The following is a 22,094-nucleotide window of genomic DNA, read 5'->3' on the forward strand; positions in this document are numbered from 1 at the left end:
ACCGCAGGTATTTCCTGCTTACAGACGATAGCCGAAGGCTTGCTGGAAGCGATCGTCGATCTCTGCACGTGTCAGCACGTGGTTTTGCGGGCCCTGATGCGCGATCTTGATCGAACCCATCAGGCTGGACAGGCGTCCGGTAGTCGCCCAATCCATATTGTTGGTCAGGCCAAACAACATACCGGCCCGGAATGCGTCGCCGCAACCAGTCGGGTCGAGGACCTGTGCGGCTTTCACGCATGGAATATTCAGGTGCTCATTGCCGGTGAAAATCTCTGCGCCTTGTTCGCCACGGGTAACGACCAGGGCGCTGACACGTTCTGCGATCTGTTTCAGTGACAAGCCGGTGCGCTCGGTCAGCAATTCTGCTTCGTAATCATTGACAGCGACATAGGTTGCCAGCTCAATGAAGTTTTTCAGTTCATCACCATTAAACATAGGCAAGCCCTGGCCCGGATCGAAGATCAGCGGGATATTCAGGTCGGCGCAGTGCTGTGCGTGTTGCAACATGCCGTCACGGCCATCCGGCGCGACGATTGCGATGGCTACCGGGCCGGCGTCTGCCACCTTGTTGTAATGGGAATAGCTCATTGCGCCCGGATGGAAGGCATTGATCTGGTTGCCGCCTGCATCCGTTGTGATGAATGCCTGGCCCGTGTAGGCATCGTCGATGGTTTTCAGGCATTGCTGCGAAATCTGCAGTTGTTCGAGGCGTTCGCGATAGGATGCGCCGTCCTGACCGATGGTCGCCATGATGAGCGGATCGCCGCCGAGCAATTGCAGGTTGTATGCGATGTTGCCGGCGCAACCGCCGAACTCACGGCGGATGGTCGGGACCAGAAAAGACACATTAATCTTATGCAACTGCTCGGCCAGCAAGGCTTCGGAGAAGCGGCCTTCAAAGGACATGATCGTATCGAATGCAACGGAACCGCAGATTAAGGATTTCATATTAAGTATGTAAAAGGCCAGAGATAAGAAATTGGTCGCAATCATACACTGTGCCGCTGTATTGCGGCGCGGTGCTCAGTGCGGGAGTGGTCTCAAGGGTAAAACAGGTAGACGCGGTAACCGGAGGCTTTCAACTGCGACAGTTCAAACGATAATTTGACGCTGCGTTCGCTGTTGGCGCTAAAGCCTATGCGTACATCTTCACTATTACGGAGATAGTCGGCAGGGGTGAAGACGCGTCGCAGCAAGGCTTTTTCATTGATATCGTTGAGCGTCAATTCTATGTGCGGCCATTCCTGATACGTACTGCTGTAATTGCGTAGCAGCGTAGTGAGTACAAACGTATCCTTGTCATTGGCCAGCGTCTGCAGTTCGCTGGACTCGATGGAGACCTGATCGATCTGCGCCGGTAAATCGATGCGGCAGCCCAGCAGTTCACAGGCCTGGATCAGCGTGGGTTTGGCTTGCGGGAACCAGCCGGCGATCTGGTTGCGGAATATATAGCTGGCTTGCAGTACGGCAGCGAGTAGCAAAATGAAGCAGCTGACGCTGAGGAAGATGCGCAGCTTGCGGCTCAGGCGTTGCTTGCGACGACCGCGCTTGAGGAAGTCGGGTTCGTCCTCGGCGTCGACTTCATCCAGTGCATCGTCGGTCGCCGTCTTGGCGGATTTCCGGCTGCGACGCCATGGTTTGCGCTGCAAATCATTGATCGCCTGGTCCAGCTCCTTGGGGTCGTATGTGGCGGCAGTATTTTCAGCGTTGATTTCATCCGGTAATTCGCGGGTGAAATCCAGCAAGGTCATGCGCTGCAGCGGATCTTCCGGCTTGTTTGCTTCGTAGTCCGGATCCGGGACATAGATGTCTGCATCACGTTCAAAACCGGCCGGGATATCAAAGTCGATTTTGCTGGCCGCAGCTGCGTTAACGCCTGCTTGTTCGACTACTTGCGCGACTACCTGCTCTTGGTCTGTGACAACTTCATCGTCCGCAGGTGCAGCTTCATCTGCTTCTGCAGCATCCGGATTGGTTTCAGGTGCAAATACGCCTGGTGTGGCGGCGTCGCTGGCCTCGTCTTCTTCCGTAACAGCTGCAACCGTGGCCGCTGGCGCATGCGGTGTATCGACGACGGCGGGAGTAACGGGAGCTGCCTCTGGCGGAGTGGCAGGAGCAGCAGGCGTTGGCGCTGCTGCATCCTCCGATGGCAAGAGATTCTCTATGCCGTTAAATATTTCCTTGCAGTAGCCGCAGCGCACAAGGCCTGCGCGCAACTTCAATTGGTCATGCGCGACGCGAAACGTCGTTTGGCAGTGGGGACATTGAGTCGCGAGTGCCATAAGTGCGTGAGCCTTAGGCCTGGCCGGATTGCGGACCGGGTGGAAGGTGGCCGGCGAGTGCAACCCAGCCTTCATGTTCGGCCCAGACGCTGAGCGCGATGAAAGGGGCGTACGCCGCGGTGACTTCTTCGACCTGGGTCGCGAGTACGCCGGACAGTATCAGTTTGCCGCCCGGACGCACGCGTCCGGATAACATCGGCGCCATGACCTTGAGCGGGTTGGCGAGGATATTTGCGACCACCACGTCAAAAGTGTGCGCATGGCCGGACACGGCAAACTCATCCGGCAGATAGTAAGCGACGTCGCAATGATTGCGTTCGGTATTGAAGACGGCCGACTTGATTGCTTGCGGATCGATATCGATACCGATGACGTCGGTCGAACCCAGTTTGGCTGCCACCATTGCCAGGATGCCGGAGCCGCAACCATAGTCGAGCACGCTCAGGCCGACTGGCGGATGTGCTTCCAGCCATTCCATGCAAAGGCGTGTGGTCGGATGGCTGCCTGTGCCGAAGGCCAGGCCTGGATCCAGTTCCAGTACCAGCGCCTGCGGATCAGGTGCATCGTGCCAGCTCGGTACGACCCAGATGTTTTTGCCGATATGGATAGGTTCGAATTGCGATTGGGTTAAGCGTACCCAGTCCTGCTCTTCCACTGCACGCAGCGTAAAGACGACATCTGCAACTGCGAGGCCGACGGCTTGCGCAGCTTCGGCCACGATGCTGGCCTGATCGGCTTCTATCGGCGTCAGGGCCACGACGCGGCTATGTTCCCACGCTGCTTCTGTCGGTTCCATGCCGGGTTCGCCGAATAAAGGTTGTTCGGCGTCGGTGCCGAAGTCAGCGTCTTCGACCGAGACTGATAACGCGCCAGCCTCCATCAGCGCATCGGATAATGCTTCCGCATGCGTACGGGCGACTTCGATCACAATTTCGGTCCAGCTCATGAATACCTCGATGTACTTTACTGTCAGCCATTATAGGGGCTGTACGCCCGCAAGGGGCGGGGTGATGATAGTTTGTATTCGCTGTAACAATCAAACCGGTTGATTGTTACAGCGATAGGCTCGACGCCTGGGGATGATGCTGATTACGATTTCGGCAAATCAGGTTTGTTTGCCAGTTTTTGCTCGAGGTAATGAATGTTGGTGCCGCCTTCGATGAAGCGGGCATCCACCATCAGTTCACGATGCAATGGGATGTTGGTTTGTATGCCTTCGACTACCATTTCGGACAAAGCGATTTGCATGCGCTTGATCGCTTGTTCACGTGTCGCGCCGTAAGAAATGACTTTGCCGACCATGGAATCATAGTTTGGCGGTACGTAGTAACCGGCGTAAGCGTGCGAATCAACACGGATGCCGGGACCACCAGGTGCATGCCAGGAAACGATCTTGCCTGGCGACGGTGTGAACTTGAACGGGTCTTCAGCGTTGATACGGCATTCGATAGCGTGGCCACTCAGGATCACGTCACGTTGACGGAAGCGGAGCTTTTCGCCGGCAGCAATGCGGATCTGTTCTTGTACGATATCAATGCCGGTAATCATTTCTGTCACCGGATGTTCAACCTGCACACGGGTATTCATTTCAATGAAGTAAAACTCGCCGTTTTCGTACAGGAATTCAAACGTACCCGCGCCGCGATAACCCATTTTGCGGCAAGCTTCTGCGCAACGATCGCCGATGCGTTCTATGGTTTTGCGTGGGATGCCAGGCGCCGGTGCTTCTTCCAGGACTTTTTGATGGCGACGTTGCATAGAGCAATCGCGTTCGCCCAGCCAGATGGCGTTTTTGTGTTCGTCGGCAAGGATCTGGATTTCCACGTGACGTGGATTTTCCAGGTACTTCTCCATATAGACTTCCGGATTGCCGAAAGCGGTGCCAGCTTCTGTCTTGGTCATGGTGACCGCGTTCAGCAGTGCTGCTTCGGTGTGCACGACGCGCATGCCGCGTCCGCCACCACCGCCAGCTGCCTTGATGATGACCGGATAGCCGATCTTGCGTGCGACCTGGACGATTTCTTTCGGATCGTCCGGCAATGCACCTTCAGAACCTGGTACGCATGGCACGCCAGCCTTGATCATTGCCTGTTTGGCCGACACTTTGTCGCCCATCATGCGGATCGATTCCGAGCGTGGGCCGATGAAGACGAAGCCGGATTGTTCTACACGTTCAGCAAAATCAGCATTTTCAGACAGGAAACCGTAGCCGGGATGGATCGCCTCGGCGTCGGTCACTTCTGCCGCGCTGATGATGGCCGGCATGTTCAGATAGCTTAATGTGGATGGTGCAGGGCCGATACAAACGGACTCGTCGGCCAGCTTGACGTATTTTGCATCGCGGTCCGCCTCGGAATGGACAACCACGGTTTTGATGCCCATTTCGCGGCAGGCGCGCTGTATTCTGAGCGCGATTTCGCCGCGATTGGCGATGAGGATTTTTTCAAACATAGTGGAAATTGGACTCGTCGTTATAAGGATGGAATCGAATCAGCAAAATGGGAGGGGCGGCGTATACGTTTGTTGTCTGCAGCCCCTGCAACCATTTATTAGCCGATGATAAACAACGGTTGGCCAAACTCGACCGGTTGGCCGTTTTCGACCAGGATTTCCTTGATGACGCCGGAAGCATCAGCATCGATTTCATTCAAGAGTTTCATCGCTTCGATGATGCACAGGGTGTCGCCTTCTTTGACGACCGAGCCAACTTCAACGAATGCTGGCGAGCCTGGAGCGGAGGAGCGGTAGAAGCTGCCGACCATAGGCGATTTAACGACATGGCCTTTGATTTCCACTGGTGCTGCTGCAACTGGTGCTGCAGCGGCGACTGGTGCTGCTGCCGGTGCTGGTGCATATTGTGCAGGCGCGCCTTGCGGTTGCATCATGACTACCTGGCTTTGCGGAGCTGCCGAAGATTTGACGATACGGACTTTGCTTTCGCCTTCCGTGACTTCCAATTCAGCGATATCTGATTCTGCGACCAGATCAATGAGGGTCTTGAGCTTGCGTAAATCCATGTGAATTTCCTTGGAAATTTTAGTTTTTATGATTGAAGATGGCGGCAATTATAAGTCATTTGCCGACAAATGGTGAAATTTAGAGCTTTTTGAGCGCAAAAGAGATAGCTGCTGCATATCCTTCGGTGCCCAATCCGCAGATCACGCCGACAGCGATGCCGGACAGATAGGAATGATGGCGAAATGCTTCGCGCTGGTGAATGTTGGAAACGTGAATTTCCACAAATGGTATGGCAACGCCTGCCAATGCATCGCGCAATGATACGCTGGTATGCGTAAGTCCGCCCGGATTTATCACGATGGCGTCTATACCTTCTTTTTTCGCGGCCTGGATGCGGTCTATCAACGCACCTTCGTGATTGCTCTGGAAGGTAGTCAACTTCGCACCGGCTTGCGCAACCTGTTCGCTGGCAGCGCGTTCCACATCAGCAAGTGTGGTGGCGCCATAGACTTCAGGCTCGCGCGAACCCAGTAAATTCAGGTTCGGGCCGTTTAATAAAAGAATATTTTTTGCCATGGAGATGCAACTCCGTTTGCAGACGATGGCGGCATTTTGCCGCTAAATGGCGTTGATTGGCAAGGAAAAAACTTGCTTGTGGCTTAAAGAGCAGCGATGTCGGCACGCAACTGATCCATCTTCAGGCGGCCCAGATAGGTCTTGCGCACGTCGCCTTTCGGGCCAATGATCACGGTAAAAGGCAGGCCGCCAGCCTGGTTGCCGAATTGGCGCGACAGTTCGCTGCCGGTCAGTCCGGCTATATAAAGCGGGTAGGTGATTTTATATTTGGCGGCGAATTCGCGGATATTGCTCGGCGAGTCTATGCCGATGCCGAGGATCTGGATGTTCTTTCCGGCCAGCTCTGTTTGTAATTCCGTCAATTCAGGCATTTCTTCCACGCAGGGTGCACACCACGTTGCCCAAAAGTTAACGATCAGGGTTTTGCCATGGTATTCACCCAAGCTATGTGTTTTGCCGTTGCTGTCTTCCATGTTCTGCGCGAAGAAGTTGGCGACGGCGGGAGATTCGGGATTGGCCGGACGGTGGTGTTTGGCACCGAAGTAGATGCCGAAGGCAGCAAAGAATACGGCGATAGTGGCGAACAAAAAGACATTACGTTTCATATTTACTCATTTTCCTCGGATAGCAGTGCGCGCACTGATTCTATATCAGCACGCTCGGCACGACCGGATGGGGATTTCTTTAGCGCACCGCGCAGATCGTCTTGGTTATATAGCGCCAGGTGCACGCCTTCCTGTTGCCACAGAAAACTCAGGGTTTCTACAGGTTCGTTATGGCCTTTGAAGTGGTTGGATTCCGAGACGTCGAAGTCCACGCCCTTATTTAATAGATAGATTTCTACGTCTTTCGGGCTTTCCGCGAACAATTGCAGGTGGATTTCCGAGTGTTCGCCTGCGGTACCGTTCAGGATTGCGCCGGTCAGGTGCGGCTGGAACGGCGCCAGTTCGGTCATCAGGCGCACTGCGAGTTGGCGTAAATGCAATAAACGAGCGGGCTGGGTGTCGCCGAAAAACAGCTCGTTATATACGCGCACTTCGTCTTCGATCTGGCTGTTGTCCGGCAGCACATTACCACGCACCTTGCTGTTGCCCAGTATCTGTTTGACGGCTTTGCGTTTGGCCGTGCCGTAGTCAACGCCATCTTCGGCGATCAGGCGTGCAGCGGCTGCGGCTATTTCAGCACGCAGCAATTCAGTATCGGTCAAAGGGGGTGTCGGCATGGTGCGATTGATACTCCCGCCGACATAGGCCCGTCGTCGGGTAAAATCTCGTTAATTCAATCCGAAATTGTACAATGCATATCCACATACTTGGCGTTTGCGGCACCTTCATGGGTGGTTTGGCAGTTCTGGCTAAGGCCGCTGGCCATACGGTTACCGGATGCGACGCGAACGTCTATCCGCCTATGAGTACCCAGCTTGAAGCGCAAGGCATCAAGCTGATCGAAGGTTACGGTCCTGAACAGATCAGCCTGTCTCCCGATTTATATGTCATCGGCAACGTCGTCTCGCGCGGCAATCCATTGATGGAAGAAATCCTCAATCGTGGTCTGCCATATACTTCCGGTCCGCAATGGATAGGTGAGCACATCCTGCAAGGTAAGTGGGTGCTCGCTGTTGCCGGTACGCACGGTAAAACCACGACTTCGTCGATGCTGGCGTGGATACTGCAAGATGCAGGCTACGATCCCGGCTTCCTGATCGGTGGCGTGCCGATGAACTTTGGCATCTCCGCGCGCCTGTCCGGCAGCGGCAAGGAATCGTCGTTCTTCGTGATCGAGGCGGATGAGTACGATACCGCCTTCTTCGACAAGCGCAGCAAGTTCGTGCACTACCACGCGAAGACGGCGATCCTGAATAACCTGGAATACGACCACGCTGATATTTTCCCGGACCTGCATGCCATCGAAACGCAATTCCATCACCTGGTGCGCACCGTGCCCGGCGTAGGTCGCGTGATTGCGAATGGCCGCGAAGCTTCGTTGCAACGCGTGTTGCAACGTGGGTGCTGGAGCGAGAGTGAATGGTTTGGCGGCAAGGATGGCTGGTCGCTGACCACGCACGACGATGGTAATTTCGATGTGATCTTCAATGGTGAGTTGCAAGGTACGGTGCACTGGTCGCTGACCGGCGAACACAACCGCATGAATGCGCTGGCTGCCATTGCTGCTGCGCGCCACGTTGGCGTATTGCCGGCACAGGCGATCGCCGCGCTCGGACAGTTTGAAAACGTCAAACGACGCATGGAGCTGCGCGGTACGGTCAATGACATCGCTGTCTATGATGACTTTGCGCATCATCCGACTGCTATTGCGACGACGGTCGAGGGCTTGCGCAAAAAGGTCGGCAACGCACGCATACTCGCCGTGCTGGAACCGCGCTCGAATACGATGAAGCTGGGCACCATGAAAGAAGCATTGCCCGGCAGCCTGGTTGATGCTGACCTGGTCTTTGGTTATGGTGCCAGCGGCAGCGGCAAGGATGCGCTGGGCTGGGATCTGGCGGAAGCTCTGGCGCCGTTGGGCGACAAGGCACGTGCGTTTAATGACTTGCCAACTCTGGTGCAAGCCATTGCACAAAGTGCACAAACGGGCGATCAGGTTCTGGTCATGAGTAATGGTGGCTTTGGCGGCGTGCACCAAAAGATTCTGGATGCGCTGGCTAAATGATTTTGTATCTGCACGGTTTCCGTTCTTCCCCGCTGTCATATAAAACCAGTCTGCTGGCTGCCCGTATGCAGGCGCTGGGGCGCGGTGCCGAATATATTTGTCCGCAACTGCCTGCTTCGCCACGTGAGGCGATCGCACTGGCATTGTCGATTGCGCAGGATATTCCGCCTGCCGGGCTCACGCTGATCGGTTCTTCGCTCGGTGGTTTTTATGCGGCCTGGCTGGCAGAGCGACTGGGCTGTCGGGCTGTCATGCTCAATCCTGCCGTGCACGCAGCACGCGATCTGGCGAGCCAGGTTGGTGTCAAAACGCAATATCACTCGAATGAGGCATTTGAATTCAAGCGCGAGTATATTGATGAATTGGCGGCGCTGGCGGTACCTGCGATTACGCAAGCGGAGCGCTATTTCCTGATAGCAGCAACTGGTGACGAATTGCTCGACTGGCGCGAAATGGTCGCGCAGTTCGCAGGCGCCAGGCAGCGCGTGATAGAAGGCAGCGACCACGGTATTTCAGACTTTGCAGATTATGCAGATGAGGTGCTGGCCTTTTGCGGTGTTGACGTTGGAGCAGGGCAGTGAAGAGCGAGGCCGGAACACATCGCTCTGTCATGCACGCGAATTGGTTTTCGCATGTCAACGGGGTGCAGCCGTCGTCGCAGATGCGTGGCTGGCTAACTGATGAGATGTCGCTGACGATGAAGCTGGTGGCGCGCTGCGAGCAATTCCGTATACGCCGCCTGGTGCAACAACAGGCGATGGTGTTAGCGGATGAATATGAGATGGTCGCGTTGCCGCGTCGTCTGCAGGTGCAGGAACGCGAAGTATTGCTGTGCTGCGATGAAAACCCAGTCGTCTATGCGCACACAATAGTGCCGCTGTCAGCGACCGCTTCTGACTGGCCTTTTTTCGGCACGCTGGGTGAGCGCTCATTGGGCACCACCCTGTTTGGAGACCCCAAGGTCTGGCGCGGTGAGCTTGAATATGCGCGTCTGTCGGCACAGCATCCATTGGTGGTGCGCGCGGCGGCAGCGCTCGGTCAGGCATTGCCTGCACCGTTATTTGCGCGTCGTTGTTTGTATCGTCGCGGCCAGGGTTTGTTACTGGTGACAGAAGTTTTTCTCCCTAATCTGGCTACGATCCGGCAGAATCCGCACGCCGAGAGGAAAAGCTAAATAACACAGCGCAAGCATGCGCTTAATCCATGCAGCAATCTATCCCGTGTTACGCGGGAGTGATTGCAGGTGCAGCAGTTCAAAGAACTATTAAATAAGCAAAGTATTGAATGAATCTATTTTTTGATGAATCCGGCGACTTCAAAGCCGGCGTCGCGATGTCGCAGCAAGGTGAGGCGTATCAGGTTGAACTGCCTACGGGCAAACGCAGCAAAGTGAGATCCAAGGATGTCCTGCTGCAATTTGCCAGCCCAGCGCCAGCGGAATTCATGACGGATGCGCAAGCCATTGCCGCGGATATCGATCTCGATTTTCTGTGGGAAGTGGCGGGCCAGGAAGAATTTGGTTTTGCAGAATTGGGTACTGAATATTTTGGCCATGAACCCAAACCGCATGAAGCGGCCGGGTTGATACTGCGTTTGCATGCGGCGCCGATTTACTTCTATAAAAAAGGCAAGGGCCGTTACAAGGCGGCGCCGGAAGCATCGTTGAAAGCGGCGTTAGCGGGCGTCGAGAAAAAACGCCAGCAAGCTTTGGTGCAAGCGCAGTACGTAGAAGAATTAAAAGCCATGCGCTTGCCGGAAAGCATGCGTCCTATCGTGTTGCAGCTTTTATTCAAGCCGGATAAAAACTCCATCGAGTACAAGGCACTGGATGCCGCCTGTACGGAATTGCAAATGGCGCCGCAGCGCCTGATGCTGGCAGTAGGTGGTATTCCATCGGCCAAGGATTTGCACTTCTCCAAATTCCTGTTTGAGTCTTTCCCTAAAGGCATAGGCTTCCCTGACATCAGCTTGCCGGTTTTGCCGGAATTGCCTGTGGCCGATGTGCAGGCATTTTCGATTGATGATGTCACTACCACAGAGATCGATGATGCGATGTCGGTGACCCGCCTGCCGGATGGCAAGGTGTGTGTCGGCATCCATATCGCTGCTCCTGGGCTGGGTATCAAGCGCGACGATGCGCTGGATGTGATTGCACGTCAACGCCTGTCTACCGTGTATATGCCCGGTGACAAGATCACCATGCTGCCGGACGAACTGGTGGAAGAGTACACGCTGGCAGAAGGCCGGGTTTGCCCTGCGCTGTCCTTGTACGTCACGCTCGATCCGAGCGACTGGTCAGTAATCAGTAGCGAGACACGCGCCGAACGCGTGCCTATCGCGGCCAATCTGCGCCACAACGATCTCGATGCCTATGTCACCGAAGACAACCTGGCGGCGGACGTCGGCGATTATCCGTACAAGGAAGATATTGCGCTGCTGTGGAAATGGGCGCAGGTGCTGGAGCAGGGACGTATGGCCAAGCGTGAAAGCTTTGGCTTGCGGCCGGAACAAAACAATCGTGTCGATTTCAACTTCTATGTTGAAAACGATGTGGTTTCGATTCAGCGTCGCAAACGCGGCGCACCGCTGGATAAAATCGTCGCCGAACTGGCGATCCTGACCAATAGCAGCTGGGGCAAGTTATTGCACGAGCACGGTGTGCCGGGTATTTACCGCGCGCAGGGTGGCGGTTCCGGCAATGGCTGGGCGGCAAAAATGCAAGTGCGTATGCAAACACATGCAGCGCCGCATCAGGGCCTGGGCGTCGATCAATATGCATGGAGCACTTCGCCCTTGCGTCGGTATACCGACCTTGTTAATCAATGGCAAATCCTGGCATGTATAGAACACGGTGTGACTGCACCGCTGGTCGCGCCGTTCAAACAGCGTGACGCGGATTTGTTTGCAATTGTGTCGGCATTCGATGCTGCCTACAGCGCGTACGGTGCATTCCAGACAGACATGGAACGTTACTGGTGCTTGCGCTGGCTGAGCCAGGAAAAAGGTGCAGCCGAGACCCTGAAGGTCGAGGCGGCGGTACTGAAAGAAGAAATACTGCGCCTGATGGATATACCATTGGTCATCAAGCTTTCCGGCATGCCGCAACTGGCTCGCGGTTCGCAGGTCAAGCTGGATTTGCTGCGCTGGGATGAAGTGGATCTGACCGTTGAAGCGCGCTTGCTCGATATCATTCAGGATGCGGGTGCGAACGCAGCAACTGCTGATGAGCTGGATGAGGACATGACGGACGATATGATGGAAGGCGATGCCGAGCCGGTACCGCCGGAGCCGGAATTGCAGGAAGCGCCGCCGCCAAATGCAGAGCCCGCACAAGAAGGTAATGCGAATCCGTAGCAGCAGACCGGCTTTGCCGTAAAATTCATTCTTTTAAATACTATTGTCCAACGCCTGCACGTGAAGTCACTTTTCCAGAACCGCTTTTTGACTGCTGCCGTCACGATTTCCGTGCTGGCGCATGCGGCGTTGCTGGCCGTGCACTTCACGCCGCCTGAAGCCTTCAAGTTCAAGCCGACTGATCCTGGGCTGGAAGTCATTCTGGTCAATGCCAAGCATGACAAGCAACCGTTGAAAGCGGATGCGCTGGCGCAGGCGAATCTGGATGGTGGCGGCAATGCCGATGCCGGACGTGCCAAATCGCCTTTGCCTGATTTGCGCAAGAGCGAGGATGGCGATAGTGCGAAGGCAGCGCGTCGCAAGATAGAAGAACTGGAACGGCATCAGCAAAAACTGCTGGCGCAGATGGAAACGAAAACACCTGTACACACGCCAAAAGTCAGCGATGTGGAACCGGTGAAGGATGTGCCGCTACAGCGTAACGCGACGGATATGCTGGACAGCGCAAAAGCCTTGTTGCGGCGCGAAGCGGAAATCTCGCGCAGCATAGAGGAATACAACAAGCGGCCGAAGAAAACCCAGGTTACGCCGAGTACGCGCGAAGTTGGGTATGCGGCTTACTACAAAGCCTTGCAGGATCGCATCGAAAAAAACGGCACATTGAATTTCCCGCAAAAAGACGGCAAGAAACTCTATGGCCAGTTGGTGGTGTACATCCCTATCTTCCAGGATGGCACCATTTATATGAAGGAAGGCGGACCACGGGTCGAGCGCACGTCGGGTAATCCGGCGCTGGACCAGGCTGCACTGAATATCGTGCGGCGCTCCGCACCTTTTGGCAAGTTCCCGGACAATATGCGCTCAGTCGGCAAGGACGATGTGTGGGAAATTATTACGCGCTTCAACTTCACGCGTGATGATGCATTGCAAACCGAAACACGAGGGCAATGAGTGAGTATGACGACGGATCATTATGCAGTGATCGGTAATCCGATCGCACACAGCAAATCGCCGGATATACATGCGCGCTTTGCGGCGCAGACACAGCAAGATTTGCAATACGATCGCTTGCTGGCGCCGCTCGACGGCTTCCTGGCGACAGTGCAGCAGTTTGTGCGTGCAGGCGGCAAGGGTTTGAATGTGACGGTGCCGTTCAAGCTGGAAGCGTATGCAATGGCGACCCGCCTGACTGAGCGTGCTCGCGCCGCTGGTGCGGTGAATACCCTGAAATTCGAAAACGGTGAGATGCTGGGCGATAACACGGATGGTGTTGGCCTGGTGACAGACATCGTGCGTAACGCGGGTGTTGCCGTCGCTGGTAAAACAGTATTGTTGCTGGGCGCAGGTGGTGCGGCACGCGGTGTCATTCTGCCTTTGCTGCATGAGAAACCTGCCCGCCTGGTGGTCGCGAATCGTACCCACTCCAAGGCGGTGGAGCTGGTCGAGCGCTTTGCGCCACAGCCCTGTCTGGAAGTCAGCGATTTTGCTGTGCTCGACGATGCGTTTGATATCGTGATCAATGCGACGGCGGCCAGCCTGGCTTCAGAAGTGCCACCCATTTCGCCGCGTGTGTTTGCGCCACGCACCCTGGCCTATGACATGATGTATGGCGCAGCGCCGACCGCTTTCATGCAGTTTGCCACGCAGCACGGTGCATCTGCGCGGGACGGCCTGGGCATGCTGGTGGAGCAGGCGGCGGAATCGTTTTATTTGTGGCGCGCAGTGCGGCCAGAAACCGCTGCAGTGTTCGCCGAACTGCGCGACAAACTTTAAAGCGCGCAGTATCCTGCGTTTGCTCCCGTTCTTGGTTTTTCCGACGCTTTTTCAGAATCAGCAGACTATATAAAAATGAAAATACTGCGCAAGCTGCTGTTTTGGCTGATTGTTGTGCCGGTGCTGCTGGTGTTGCTGTTGCAACTGTATTTCTTCCTGCAGATAGGCTGGTGGGTCAACCATAATCCGGATTCGACCAGCTTTATGCGGTATCAGCTTGCCGTCCTGCAGGACAAGAATCCGAAGGCGCAGCTCAAGCAAAAATGGATACCGTATAAACGTATTTCCAACAACCTGAAACGCGCCATCATTGCATCGGAAGATTCCAACTTCTCCGAACACGAGGGCGTTGATTGGGATGCCTTGCAAAAAGCCTACGAGAAAAATATCAAAAAAGGCAAGGTCGTGGCCGGTGGCTCTACCATCACGCAGCAACTGGCCAAAAACCTCTTCCTCTCCGGTGAGCGTAGCTACCTGCGCAAGGGCCAGGAAGTCATCATCACCTATATGCTGGAATACTGGATGGACAAAGAGCGCATCTTTGAAATCTATCTGAACGTGGTCGAATGGGGTGTCGGCGTGTTTGGCGCGGAAGCCGCGGCCCAGCATTACTACGGTGTATCTGCCGCGCAACTCAGTGCGGCGCAGGCTGCACGACTGGCGGTGATGCTGCCGAATCCCCGCTTTTACGATGCCCACAGGGGGACTGCTTATCTGGGGCGTCGCACGGATCTGATCCTGCGCCGCATGAACTCCGCGGCCTTGCCCTGAGCGGCTACATGCCGTTGTCATATTGCTTGTGTAAAAGACTAGTGCAGAGACAAGGTGGCGCCGGTAATACAGTTGCGGGGGAAAATGCTGCAGTGCGCTATTCGCGGCTTGCTAGCCGTTAGACTTATCAGTACACTTGCGCTGTTTTCGTTTCCGGAGCCCTGAATTGGGTAGTCCTACTTATAGTTGTCCGCCGTCTTGCGACGGTCATTCCGCGAGATAGTGCTTTAGCGATCCCTTCCTTTAGCGCCTCTCGCCGGATACGGTGAGTGGTCGCGTCCTGGCCTGTGTAGTTTGTTGCATGGCCGCGTTCCCTCAAAAAAATTAATAAACTGCAGAGTTGGCGCTGCAGGATATGTTGTGTGTTGCATCAACCAGATTGATGTTTCCGGCGCGACAGGGAGAGCTAATGATCAATGTATTTGTATTGCAAAATGGTCGCCTGAACCAAATCAATATCGACAGCCGTGAGGATCTGGAACGGGCCACGCCGGTCTGGGTCGACCTGACCGATCCGAATGACGATGAGCGGGCCTGGGTTAAAAGCATCTATGGCGTGACCTTGCCGGGCGAAGACGACGTCAAGGATATCGAAGCTTCCGCCCGTTATTACGAAGGCGAAAACGGCGACCTGCACCTGCGTACCGATTTCCTGCTGGAAGAAGATGATGGCCCGTCACGTGTCGTGACCGTGGCGTTCATCCTGGCGCGTGACATCCTGTTTTCCGTACATTCCGAAGATTTGCCGATTTTCCGCCTGGTGCGCATGCGTGCGCGCTCGCGTCCCGGTTCAATTACCGATTACAAGGATGTCTTGCTCGATCTGTACGCAACCGATGCCGAGTATTCGGCGGATGCGCTGGAAGGCGTGTACCAGAGCCTGGATGAAGTCAGCCGCAGCGTATTGCAGGAAGGGCTGAGCGATGAGGACGCAGCGGTCGCGCTGAATGCCATCGCGCATGAAGAGGATTTGAACGGTCGTATTCGCCGCAATATGATGGATACACGACGTGCGGTCAGCTTCCTGATGCGTGGTCGTTTATTGAATGCGGAGCAGTTTGAAGAAGCGCGTCAGATTATGCGCGATATCGAATCACTGGATGGCCATACCGCCTTCCTGTTCGACAAGATCAACTTCCTGATGGATGCGACGGTCGGTTTCATTAACATTAACCAAAATAAGATCATCAAGATCTTCTCGGTTGCGTCGGTCGCTTTCCTGCCACCGACACTGATCGCCAGTATCTACGGTATGAACTTCAAGGTCTTGCCGGAACTGGACTGGACTTTCGGTTATCCGCTGGCCATCGTCATGATGATCGCATCGGCGGTCACACCGTTCTGGTACTTCCGCCGCCGTGGCTGGCTGAAGTAACGCACTGCATGCTTGCCACGCACCGTCCGGTGCGTGGAATACTTCCTCAGATCAATCGTCGCAGTCGTCTGCCAATTGGGCAAAGGCGGCGCGTGCTGCCTTGATGCTGCTGTCTATGATGGCGTCGTCATGTTGCGCTGACACAAAGCCGGCTTCAAACGCAGACGGCGCGAGGTAGACGCCGGCATCCAGCATCGCGTGGAAGAAAGCGTTGAAGCGTGTCTTGTCGCACTTCATCATGGTGTCATAGGAGACCGGCACTTCAGCCGCGAAATACAAGCCAAACATGCCGCCGACCGAGTTGGCGCAGAAGGCAATGTCGGCTTCGCGCGCTGCAGCGCTGAAGCCTTGTACCAGTTTGGCAGTTTGCGCTGTCAGGTTTTCATAGAAGCCCGGGGCCTGTATCAGTTTCAGTGTCGCCATGCCCGCAGCCACGGTGACCGGATTGCCGGACAGCGTACCCGCCTGGTACACGCCACCCAACGGTGCCAGATGACGCATGATGTCAGCGCGACCACCGAAAGCAGCGACCGGCAAGCCGCCACCGATGACTTTGCCGAGTACCGTCAGATCCGGTGTGATGCCGTACAACGATTGCGCGCCGCCGAGGGCGACACGGAAGCCGGACATCACTTCATCCAGGATCATCACTGCGCCGTACTGGGTGCAGACACGGCGCATGGTTTGCAGGAATTCAGGGGTGGCGGGCAACAAATTCATATTGCCGGCGACCGGTTCAACGATCACGCAGGCGATGGAGTCGCCCATTTCCCTGAATACGTTTTCCAGTTGCGCGGAGTCGTTATAGTCTAGTACCAGCGTGTGCTTGGCAAAGTCTTCCGGCACACCGGCTGAGGTCGGATTGCCAAAGGTCAGCAAGCCGCTGCCTGCTTTTACCAGCAGCGAGTCGGCGTGGCCGTGATAGCAGCCTTCGAATTTGATGATCTTGTCGCGTCCGGTTGCACCGCGTGCCAGGCGCAAGGCGCTCATCGCGGCCTCCGTACCGCTGGACACCAGGCGCACCTGTTCTATCGAAGGAACCAGGCGACAGATCAGTTCTGCCATGTCGATTTCGCCTTCAGTCGGCGCGCCGAAACTCAGGCCGCGGGTAGCGGCTTCCTGTACTGCCTTGACCACATCCGGATGTGCATGACCGACGATGGCCGGACCCCACGAGCCTATGTAATCGATGTAGCGCCTGTCATCAGCGTCCCAGAAGTAGGGGCCTTCGGCACGGGTGATGAAGCGCGGGGTGCCGCCGACCGAGCGGAAGGCGCGTACCGGCGAGTTGACGCCGCCCGGCGTACTCAGTTGTGCGCGGGCGAAGAGTTGATCGTTCTTGGATGTCATGCAGAGACCGTAGCGGTAAAAAAATTATTGTATGGGTGGTGGCAGGATATCGATGTTTTCATCGAATTCGCGCGCCCAGAAATAGCGATCCAATACCAGCTTGCCCATGCCCAGGCGTTGCGCATTGGCGATGGATGCAATGGTGAATTCCTGTGCTTCAAATACGGCTTCCGGGACATCGAGGCCGTTCGCCAGCAATGCGGCGATGGTTGCCGCCAGCGTGCCGCCGGCACCGCTGTAGGAGCCGGAGATACGTTGCCAGTTATCGTGGCGGATGACGCCGCTTTCATCGAACAGGGTATTGGCGACATCGGTCAGGTCGGACGGGGTGCCGGTAACGAACACATACTCGCACCCCATTTCGATCAGGCGCATCGCATCGACCGCCATCATGTCTTCTTCCGACGCTTCGCGCCAGGTTTCTGCCAGGCGTGACAATTCGACCGCAGAAATGATCAACACTGTGGTTTGCGGGATCAGCAACTCGCGAGTCGCCATCAACATATCCTCGCCATCCGGCCCCTGATCGGGCAGGGACGACAGGAAAGGATCGAAAATCAGCGGAATGTCCGGATAGTCGGACACAATCTCGGCAATCGCCGAGACGTTTTCTATGCTGCCGACCGCGCCGACCTTGAAGGCGGCGACCGGCATATCTTCAAGTACGACGCGGGCCTGATCGGCAACCCAGTCGGAATCGATGATTTGTGTATCTTCGATACGGGCGGTGTCGCCTATAAACAGCGAGGTGATCACCGACAGGCCGTGGCAGCCCATCGCGGCAAAAGAGGCCAGATCAGCCTGAATACCAACAGCGCCGACCGGATCGGTAGGGCCAAAGGTCAATATAAGCGGAGAAGTTTGGTTTTGCACGGCGGGTATATTAAGATAGCTGACTATGCATTTTAACTTGAAGGGCTGTCAGACGTGAGCAATAACGAAACATCAAACGAACAATTTCAAACTTGGATGTGCCTGATCTGCGGTTGGATATACGACGAAGCCGCCGGTTTGCCGGAAGAAGGCATTGCGCCGGGTACACGCTGGGCGGATGTGCCTATGAACTGGACCTGTCCGGAATGTGGCGCGCGCAAGGAAGACTTTGAAATGGTAGCTGTTTAAGCCAGGTATTACTCCTGTCCAGCGTTGTGACTTCGGCAATTTTTGTTTAAAAACCACGGGTGTTGGCACAGGCCTCCGTGTTGGCTTGAAGAATCTTGCTTTTTGTTACGGATGCGCCGTATATTGTTGACACAGTTCAACGAGACGAATCATGACAATAGCGCTGGATAATGCGGATATGAAAATCATGGTGATCGACGATAGCAGCACTATTCGTCGGTCCGCCGAGATATTCCTTGGTCAGGCAGGTTATAAGGTCGTGCTGGCTGACGACGGCTTTGACGCACTTGCCAAGATGAACGATCACAAACCAGCGCTGATCTTCTGCGACATTCTGATGCCGCGTCTCGACGGTTATCAAACCTGTGCACTGATCAAGAAAAGTGCAAAATTTCATTCAACGCCGGTCATTATGCTGTCATCCAAAGATGGTTTATTCGACCGTGCGCGTGGTGCTATGGTCGGTTCCGACGCCTACCTCACCAAGCCATTCACAAAAGACAGCCTGCTCAAAACCGTGCGTGAACACGCGCTCGAGGCAGTCGCAAGGTAAATTCGATCTAAAGGTTTCAGATGGCTATTCAAAAAATTCTGGTCGTGGACGACTCACCGACTGAGCGTTACTTTCTTACCGACATCCTGATTAAAAGAGGTTTTTCCGTCTCTACCGCAGAGAACGGCGAAGAAGCGCTGCTGAAAATCAAGGCAGACAAACCGCAATTGATATTGATGGATGTGGTGATGCCGGGCCAGAACGGCTTTCAGGTAACCCGTTCCATCGCACGTGATCCGGAAACCCAGGATGTACCTATCATTATCTGCACCAGCAAAGGCCAGGAAACGGATCGCATCTGGGGCTTGCGCCAGGGCGCACGCGATTACATCGTTAAACCTGTGGATCCGGCTGAATTGCTATCCAAAATTGCAGCGCTCGGATAAGTAGCTCCTCATGAGCCAGCCTACGTCGGATTTTCAAACGGATAGTGCATCCCCGAAATCGGATATCACCGCGCGCCGTACGCGTTTGCGTGAATTCCAGGCGCAGTTGGTGGAGCGCATGCAGACCGCACGCAGCGGTACCGATGCACGGGTAAACCAGCTAGGCGTGATGATAGGTGAGCAGCGCTGGCTGTTGAATCTGCAGACCGCGGGTGAAATCGTCTCGGTCGGGACGATTACCCCTGTACCGTTGACGCAGCCGTGGTTTCTCGGCCTGACCAATATACGTGGCAACCTGATCAGCGTGATCGACTTCGCGCGTTTCCAGGGACTGCCTGCTACCAACATAGAGAAAGACAGCCGCATTGTGGCCTTCGGTCCGACGCTGGCATTTAACAGCGGCTTGCTGGTGTCGCGCGTGCTGGGTTTGCGCAACGTTGCGCAAATGGAGTTGCATGCCGATAGTGCTGATGCAGATGCACCGTGGGCCAGCAAACGCTACCTCGACCAGGACGCGCATGTCTGGATCGAGCTCGATCTTTCTTCAGTAATACAAAATCCCCAATTTTTGCATGTCGGCCTGTAAGCCTCGAAACAATAGTCCGAGCGCTTCATCAATAGAGAATCAGGAGAATCAGTATGGCGTTTAAATTACCGCTCTTTTCCCAAAATAAAAAAGAGACGGCTGCGCAAGGCGATGATGCCAATAATGCTGCGCCAACTGAAGATGCCGTGCATGCAGAGACTGCTGCGCCGAATACCGTTACACGTGCAAACATCAATCCGAACGCGACTTACATCGGCGACGTATTGCAAAAAAGCGGCGACATTACACTGCCGCTGATCGGCAATCTGCCGCTACAACAACAGGTTCGTATTTTGCTGATCGCACTTGGCAGCTCGCTGGTGCTCGGTGCCTTATTCGTCTGGCTGAGTGCGGACTCTTCCACTTTAAGTTCGACCCAGACCCAGATCGCCGGTGATGCGCTGATGCACTCGCAGCGTGTGGGTAAGGCGACACCGAATGCGATTCAGGGTAACAAGGAAGCGTTCAAGCAGCTGGCTGACAGCCGCAAGGAATTCAATAACGATCTGGCTATCCTGTCCAAAGGTGGCGTGTATCAGGGGCGTAGTATCAGCCCGCCGGATGCACAGATGGATACGATGCTGAAAGAAACGCAAAAACTGTGGACCGGTACTGACAAGGCTGCCGGCACGATTCTCAATCTGGAAAAGGAATTGACCGGCTTTGGTAGCACTTTGCAGATATTGAACGGTATCTCGCCTAACTTGCTGGAACTGACCGAACAGATCTCGACCCTGAAAGCACAGGGTGGTGCGTCGCCGCGTGAAACAGCGCAGGCTGGTCAGCTGGTCATGCTGACACAACGTCTGGCACGCAGCGCGAACGAATTCCTGACGTCTGAAGGTGTGAACCCGGAGACAGCCTTCTTGCTGGGCAAGGATACCAACACCTTCCGTGAAATTGTCGAAGGCTTCCTGAATGGTAGTGAAACGCTGCGATTGAGCAAAACTACAGAGCCGGATACACGCGACAAGCTGCTGGAACTGCAGGCGAACTTTAATGAATACCAAAAATCGATTTCGCTGATTCTCGGTAACCTGCAAAACTTCATCTCGGCGAAACAGGCCGAGGAGCTGATCTTTAAAGAAAACGAAGCGCTGAAACAACGTCTGACTGAACTGCAACAAAGCTACCGCAGCGACCAGGATTCGCTGACGCTGCCATTCTGGCTGATGCTGCTGAGTGTGTTGGCCGCGCTGTTGTCCGCGGCCGGTATTGCACTGGTACTGCTGCAGGACAGCCGCAACCGCACCAAGGAAGCGGATGCGCGTCGTCTCGAAGCGGAAGGTCAGCGTCTCGAAGCGCAGAAACAGGAAGAAGAAGCGAAGCAAGCCAATGATCAAAACCAGGCTGCGATTTTGCGTCTGATGAACGAATTGCAGGAAGTGGCGGATGGTGACTTGACGGTGCAGGCGACGGTGTCGGAAGACATCACCGGCGCGATTGCCGACTCGGTTAACTACACGGTGGAAGAGTTGCGTGGTCTGGTAGGACGCGTAACGAATACAGCGGAGCAGGTTACTTCGGCATCAACGCAAGCACAGAATATCTCGACCGAATTGCTGGAAGCGTCGCAAAAGCAATCGCGCGATATTCAGGAAACCGGTCAGGCGGTATTGGATATGGCGGTACAAATTACCGACGTTTCCAAATCAGCCAATGAATCAGCAGAAGTTGCGCGTCAGTCAGTGACGGCGGCGGAAGAAGGTTCGCGCGCGGTGGAAAATGCGATCAAGGGCATGAACGAGATTCGTGAGCAAATCCAGGAAACCTCGAAGCGAATCAAACGCCTCGGTGAATCGTCGCAAGAGATTGGTGAGATCACCGAACTGATTTCCGACATTACCGAACAGACCAACGTACTGGCGCTGAACGCGGCGATCCAGGCGGCTTCCGCCGGTGAAGCCGGGCGCGGCTTCTCGGTGGTGGCGGAAGAGGTGCAACGACTGGCGGAACGTTCCGGTGAAGCGACCAAGCAGATCGGTGCGCTGGTCCGTACGATTCAAACCGATACCCATGATGCGGTTGCGGCGATGGAAAAATCGACGCAGGGTGTGGTTGAGGGTGCCAAGCTGTCAGATGCGGCCGGTGCGGCGCTGTCCGATATTCGACGCGTGTCGAACCGACTGGCGGAACTGATTCAGGGTATTTCCTCCGCGACGGAACAGCAGGCGACATCGGCGAACGGCGTGGCGCAAAATATTCAGGGCATTTTGACGGTGACCGAGCAAACGCAAGAAGGTACGCAGCAGACGGCGCATTCGATTCGCGAATTGTCGAAACTGGCCGAAGAATTGAAGAACTCGGTATCGCGCTTCCGCGTCACCGCTTGATA

The 22,094-nt window shown here is 55.2% G+C and carries 23 protein-coding genes; 13 read left to right on the forward strand and 10 right to left on the reverse strand.

Going from position 1 to position 22,094, the window contains the following annotated elements:
- Window positions 1–18 precede the first annotated feature (18 nt).
- The 8 genes from DBR37_RS11185 to DBR37_RS11220 all read right to left on the reverse strand — a co-directional run bounded on the left by DBR37_RS11185 (window position 19) and on the right by DBR37_RS11220 (window position 7,041).
- Window positions 19–951: a carbohydrate kinase family protein gene (locus DBR37_RS11185; protein WP_124574545.1), complete on the reverse strand. Its 933-nt coding sequence runs from the start codon at window positions 949–951 to the stop codon at window positions 19–21.
- Window positions 952–1,043: 92 nt separating this feature from the next.
- The gene (locus tag DBR37_RS11190) at window positions 1,044–2,285 is read right to left on the reverse strand and encodes a DUF3426 domain-containing protein (protein WP_370454249.1); all 1,242 of its coding nucleotides are present in this window, start codon (window positions 2,283–2,285) and stop codon (window positions 1,044–1,046) included.
- Window positions 2,286–2,298: 13 nt separating this feature from the next.
- Complete coding sequence (prmA, locus tag DBR37_RS11195) at window positions 2,299–3,231, reverse strand: 50S ribosomal protein L11 methyltransferase (protein WP_124574547.1); 933 nt, start codon at window positions 3,229–3,231, stop codon at window positions 2,299–2,301.
- Between the two features lie 143 nt (window positions 3,232–3,374).
- The gene (gene accC, locus DBR37_RS11200) at window positions 3,375–4,736 is read right to left on the reverse strand and encodes an acetyl-CoA carboxylase biotin carboxylase subunit (protein ID WP_124574548.1); all 1,362 of its coding nucleotides are present in this window, start codon (window positions 4,734–4,736) and stop codon (window positions 3,375–3,377) included.
- A 98-nt stretch (window positions 4,737–4,834) separates the two neighbouring features.
- Window positions 4,835–5,302, reverse strand: a complete 468-nt coding sequence (accB, locus tag DBR37_RS11205; protein WP_124574549.1) for an acetyl-CoA carboxylase biotin carboxyl carrier protein — start codon at window positions 5,300–5,302, stop codon at window positions 4,835–4,837.
- Between the two features lie 79 nt (window positions 5,303–5,381).
- Window positions 5,382–5,819, reverse strand: coding sequence for a type II 3-dehydroquinate dehydratase (aroQ, locus tag DBR37_RS11210; protein WP_124574550.1), 438 nt, complete (start codon window positions 5,817–5,819; stop codon window positions 5,382–5,384).
- A gap of 83 nt (window positions 5,820–5,902) precedes the next feature.
- Window positions 5,903–6,424, reverse strand: coding sequence for a TlpA disulfide reductase family protein (locus DBR37_RS11215; protein WP_124574551.1), 522 nt, complete (start codon window positions 6,422–6,424; stop codon window positions 5,903–5,905).
- A 2-nt stretch (window positions 6,425–6,426) separates the two neighbouring features.
- Window positions 6,427–7,041, reverse strand: a complete 615-nt coding sequence (locus tag DBR37_RS11220; RefSeq protein ID WP_124574552.1) for a hypothetical protein — start codon at window positions 7,039–7,041, stop codon at window positions 6,427–6,429.
- 74 nt (window positions 7,042–7,115) lie between these two features.
- Here DBR37_RS11220 and mpl point away from each other — a divergent pair, with 74 nt between their 5' ends.
- From mpl to corA, 8 genes are all read left to right on the forward strand, one after another.
- Complete coding sequence (gene mpl / locus DBR37_RS11225) at window positions 7,116–8,489, forward strand: UDP-N-acetylmuramate:L-alanyl-gamma-D-glutamyl-meso-diaminopimelate ligase (protein WP_124574553.1); 1,374 nt, start codon at window positions 7,116–7,118, stop codon at window positions 8,487–8,489.
- On the forward strand, window positions 8,486–9,070 hold the full coding sequence (locus tag DBR37_RS11230) for a YqiA/YcfP family alpha/beta fold hydrolase (RefSeq protein WP_124574554.1): 585 nt from the start codon (window positions 8,486–8,488) through the stop codon (window positions 9,068–9,070). The genes mpl and DBR37_RS11230 overlap by 4 nt, the downstream gene beginning before the upstream one ends.
- Before the next feature lie 29 nt (window positions 9,071–9,099).
- Window positions 9,100–9,663 (forward strand): chorismate lyase, encoded by a 564-nt coding sequence (locus DBR37_RS11235; RefSeq protein WP_124574555.1) that lies wholly within the window; start codon window positions 9,100–9,102, stop codon window positions 9,661–9,663.
- A gap of 110 nt (window positions 9,664–9,773) precedes the next feature.
- The gene (locus tag DBR37_RS11240) at window positions 9,774–11,843 is read left to right on the forward strand and encodes a ribonuclease catalytic domain-containing protein (protein ID WP_124574556.1); all 2,070 of its coding nucleotides are present in this window, start codon (window positions 9,774–9,776) and stop codon (window positions 11,841–11,843) included.
- Between the two features lie 60 nt (window positions 11,844–11,903).
- Window positions 11,904–12,794 (forward strand): TonB C-terminal domain-containing protein, encoded by an 891-nt coding sequence (locus tag DBR37_RS11245; protein ID WP_124574557.1) that lies wholly within the window; start codon window positions 11,904–11,906, stop codon window positions 12,792–12,794.
- Window positions 12,795–12,800: 6 nt separating this feature from the next.
- Window positions 12,801–13,616 (forward strand): shikimate dehydrogenase, encoded by an 816-nt coding sequence (gene aroE / locus DBR37_RS11250; protein ID WP_124574558.1) that lies wholly within the window; start codon window positions 12,801–12,803, stop codon window positions 13,614–13,616.
- Window positions 13,617–13,691: 75 nt separating this feature from the next.
- Window positions 13,692–14,387, forward strand: coding sequence for a monofunctional biosynthetic peptidoglycan transglycosylase (gene mtgA, locus DBR37_RS11255; protein ID WP_124574559.1), 696 nt, complete (start codon window positions 13,692–13,694; stop codon window positions 14,385–14,387).
- Window positions 14,388–14,796: 409 nt separating this feature from the next.
- Window positions 14,797–15,762, forward strand: coding sequence for a magnesium/cobalt transporter CorA (corA, locus tag DBR37_RS11260; protein WP_124574560.1), 966 nt, complete (start codon window positions 14,797–14,799; stop codon window positions 15,760–15,762).
- A gap of 51 nt (window positions 15,763–15,813) precedes the next feature.
- Here the strand turns inward: corA and hemL are convergent, their stop codons facing one another.
- Window positions 15,814–17,112 carry a glutamate-1-semialdehyde 2,1-aminomutase gene (gene hemL / locus DBR37_RS11265; RefSeq protein WP_124574561.1) on the reverse strand — a complete coding sequence of 433 codons (1,299 nt, stop codon included), beginning with the start codon at window positions 17,110–17,112 and terminating at the stop codon, window positions 15,814–15,816.
- 24 nt (window positions 17,113–17,136) lie between these two features.
- A complete protein-coding gene (locus tag DBR37_RS11270) occupies window positions 17,137–17,985 on the reverse strand; it encodes a hydroxymethylpyrimidine/phosphomethylpyrimidine kinase (protein WP_124574562.1) in 849 nt (282 codons plus the stop codon).
- A 96-nt stretch (window positions 17,986–18,081) separates the two neighbouring features.
- Here DBR37_RS11270 and DBR37_RS11275 point away from each other — a divergent pair, with 96 nt between their 5' ends.
- The 5 genes from DBR37_RS11275 to DBR37_RS11295 all read left to right on the forward strand — a co-directional run bounded on the left by DBR37_RS11275 (window position 18,082) and on the right by DBR37_RS11295 (window position 22,092).
- Window positions 18,082–18,234: a rubredoxin gene (locus tag DBR37_RS11275; protein ID WP_124574563.1), complete on the forward strand. Its 153-nt coding sequence runs from the start codon at window positions 18,082–18,084 to the stop codon at window positions 18,232–18,234.
- Between the two features lie 151 nt (window positions 18,235–18,385).
- Window positions 18,386–18,787, forward strand: a complete 402-nt coding sequence (locus DBR37_RS11280) for a PleD family two-component system response regulator (protein ID WP_124574564.1) — start codon at window positions 18,386–18,388, stop codon at window positions 18,785–18,787.
- A 20-nt stretch (window positions 18,788–18,807) separates the two neighbouring features.
- Complete coding sequence (locus DBR37_RS11285; RefSeq protein ID WP_124574565.1) at window positions 18,808–19,173, forward strand: response regulator transcription factor; 366 nt, start codon at window positions 18,808–18,810, stop codon at window positions 19,171–19,173.
- A gap of 10 nt (window positions 19,174–19,183) precedes the next feature.
- Window positions 19,184–19,759 carry a chemotaxis protein CheW gene (locus DBR37_RS11290; protein ID WP_124574566.1) on the forward strand — a complete coding sequence of 192 codons (576 nt, stop codon included), beginning with the start codon at window positions 19,184–19,186 and terminating at the stop codon, window positions 19,757–19,759.
- A gap of 53 nt (window positions 19,760–19,812) precedes the next feature.
- A complete protein-coding gene (locus tag DBR37_RS11295) occupies window positions 19,813–22,092 on the forward strand; it encodes a methyl-accepting chemotaxis protein (protein WP_124574567.1) in 2,280 nt (759 codons plus the stop codon).
- Window positions 22,093–22,094: the final 2 nt, after the last annotated feature.

This window comes from Herminiimonas sp. KBW02, assembly GCF_003852535.1.
In the GTDB taxonomy this organism is placed as follows: domain Bacteria; phylum Pseudomonadota; class Gammaproteobacteria; order Burkholderiales; family Burkholderiaceae_D; genus Oxalicibacterium.

What these genes read in the sequence shown, in the direction of transcription:
- DBR37_RS11185 (WP_124574545.1), bottom strand. Translation starts at nt 951, where the DNA reads ATGAAATCCTTAATCTGCGGTTCCGTTGCATTCGATACGATCATGTCC.
- DBR37_RS11190 (WP_370454249.1), bottom strand. Translation starts at nt 2,285, where the DNA reads ATGGCACTCGCGACTCAATGTCCCCACTGCCAAACGACGTTTCGCGTC.
- prmA (WP_124574547.1), bottom strand. Translation starts at nt 3,231, where the DNA reads ATGAGCTGGACCGAAATTGTGATCGAAGTCGCCCGTACGCATGCGGAA.
- accC (WP_124574548.1), bottom strand. Translation starts at nt 4,736, where the DNA reads ATGTTTGAAAAAATCCTCATCGCCAATCGCGGCGAAATCGCGCTCAGA.
- accB (WP_124574549.1), bottom strand. Translation starts at nt 5,302, where the DNA reads ATGGATTTACGCAAGCTCAAGACCCTCATTGATCTGGTCGCAGAATCA.
- aroQ (WP_124574550.1), bottom strand. Translation starts at nt 5,819, where the DNA reads ATGGCAAAAAATATTCTTTTATTAAACGGCCCGAACCTGAATTTACTG.
- DBR37_RS11215 (WP_124574551.1), bottom strand. Translation starts at nt 6,424, where the DNA reads ATGAAACGTAATGTCTTTTTGTTCGCCACTATCGCCGTATTCTTTGCT.
- DBR37_RS11220 (WP_124574552.1), bottom strand. Translation starts at nt 7,041, where the DNA reads ATGCCGACACCCCCTTTGACCGATACTGAATTGCTGCGTGCTGAAATA.
- mpl (WP_124574553.1), top strand. Translation starts at nt 7,116, where the DNA reads ATGCATATCCACATACTTGGCGTTTGCGGCACCTTCATGGGTGGTTTG.
- DBR37_RS11230 (WP_124574554.1), top strand. Translation starts at nt 8,486, where the DNA reads ATGATTTTGTATCTGCACGGTTTCCGTTCTTCCCCGCTGTCATATAAA.
- DBR37_RS11235 (WP_124574555.1), top strand. Translation starts at nt 9,100, where the DNA reads ATGCACGCGAATTGGTTTTCGCATGTCAACGGGGTGCAGCCGTCGTCG.
- DBR37_RS11240 (WP_124574556.1), top strand. Translation starts at nt 9,774, where the DNA reads ATGAATCTATTTTTTGATGAATCCGGCGACTTCAAAGCCGGCGTCGCG.
- aroE (WP_124574558.1), top strand. Translation starts at nt 12,801, where the DNA reads ATGACGACGGATCATTATGCAGTGATCGGTAATCCGATCGCACACAGC.
- mtgA (WP_124574559.1), top strand. Translation starts at nt 13,692, where the DNA reads ATGAAAATACTGCGCAAGCTGCTGTTTTGGCTGATTGTTGTGCCGGTG.
- corA (WP_124574560.1), top strand. Translation starts at nt 14,797, where the DNA reads ATGATCAATGTATTTGTATTGCAAAATGGTCGCCTGAACCAAATCAAT.
- hemL (WP_124574561.1), bottom strand. Translation starts at nt 17,112, where the DNA reads ATGACATCCAAGAACGATCAACTCTTCGCCCGCGCACAACTGAGTACG.
- DBR37_RS11275 (WP_124574563.1), top strand. Translation starts at nt 18,082, where the DNA reads ATGTGCCTGATCTGCGGTTGGATATACGACGAAGCCGCCGGTTTGCCG.
- DBR37_RS11280 (WP_124574564.1), top strand. Translation starts at nt 18,386, where the DNA reads ATGACAATAGCGCTGGATAATGCGGATATGAAAATCATGGTGATCGAC.
- DBR37_RS11285 (WP_124574565.1), top strand. Translation starts at nt 18,808, where the DNA reads ATGGCTATTCAAAAAATTCTGGTCGTGGACGACTCACCGACTGAGCGT.
- DBR37_RS11290 (WP_124574566.1), top strand. Translation starts at nt 19,184, where the DNA reads ATGAGCCAGCCTACGTCGGATTTTCAAACGGATAGTGCATCCCCGAAA.
- DBR37_RS11295 (WP_124574567.1), top strand. Translation starts at nt 19,813, where the DNA reads ATGGCGTTTAAATTACCGCTCTTTTCCCAAAATAAAAAAGAGACGGCT.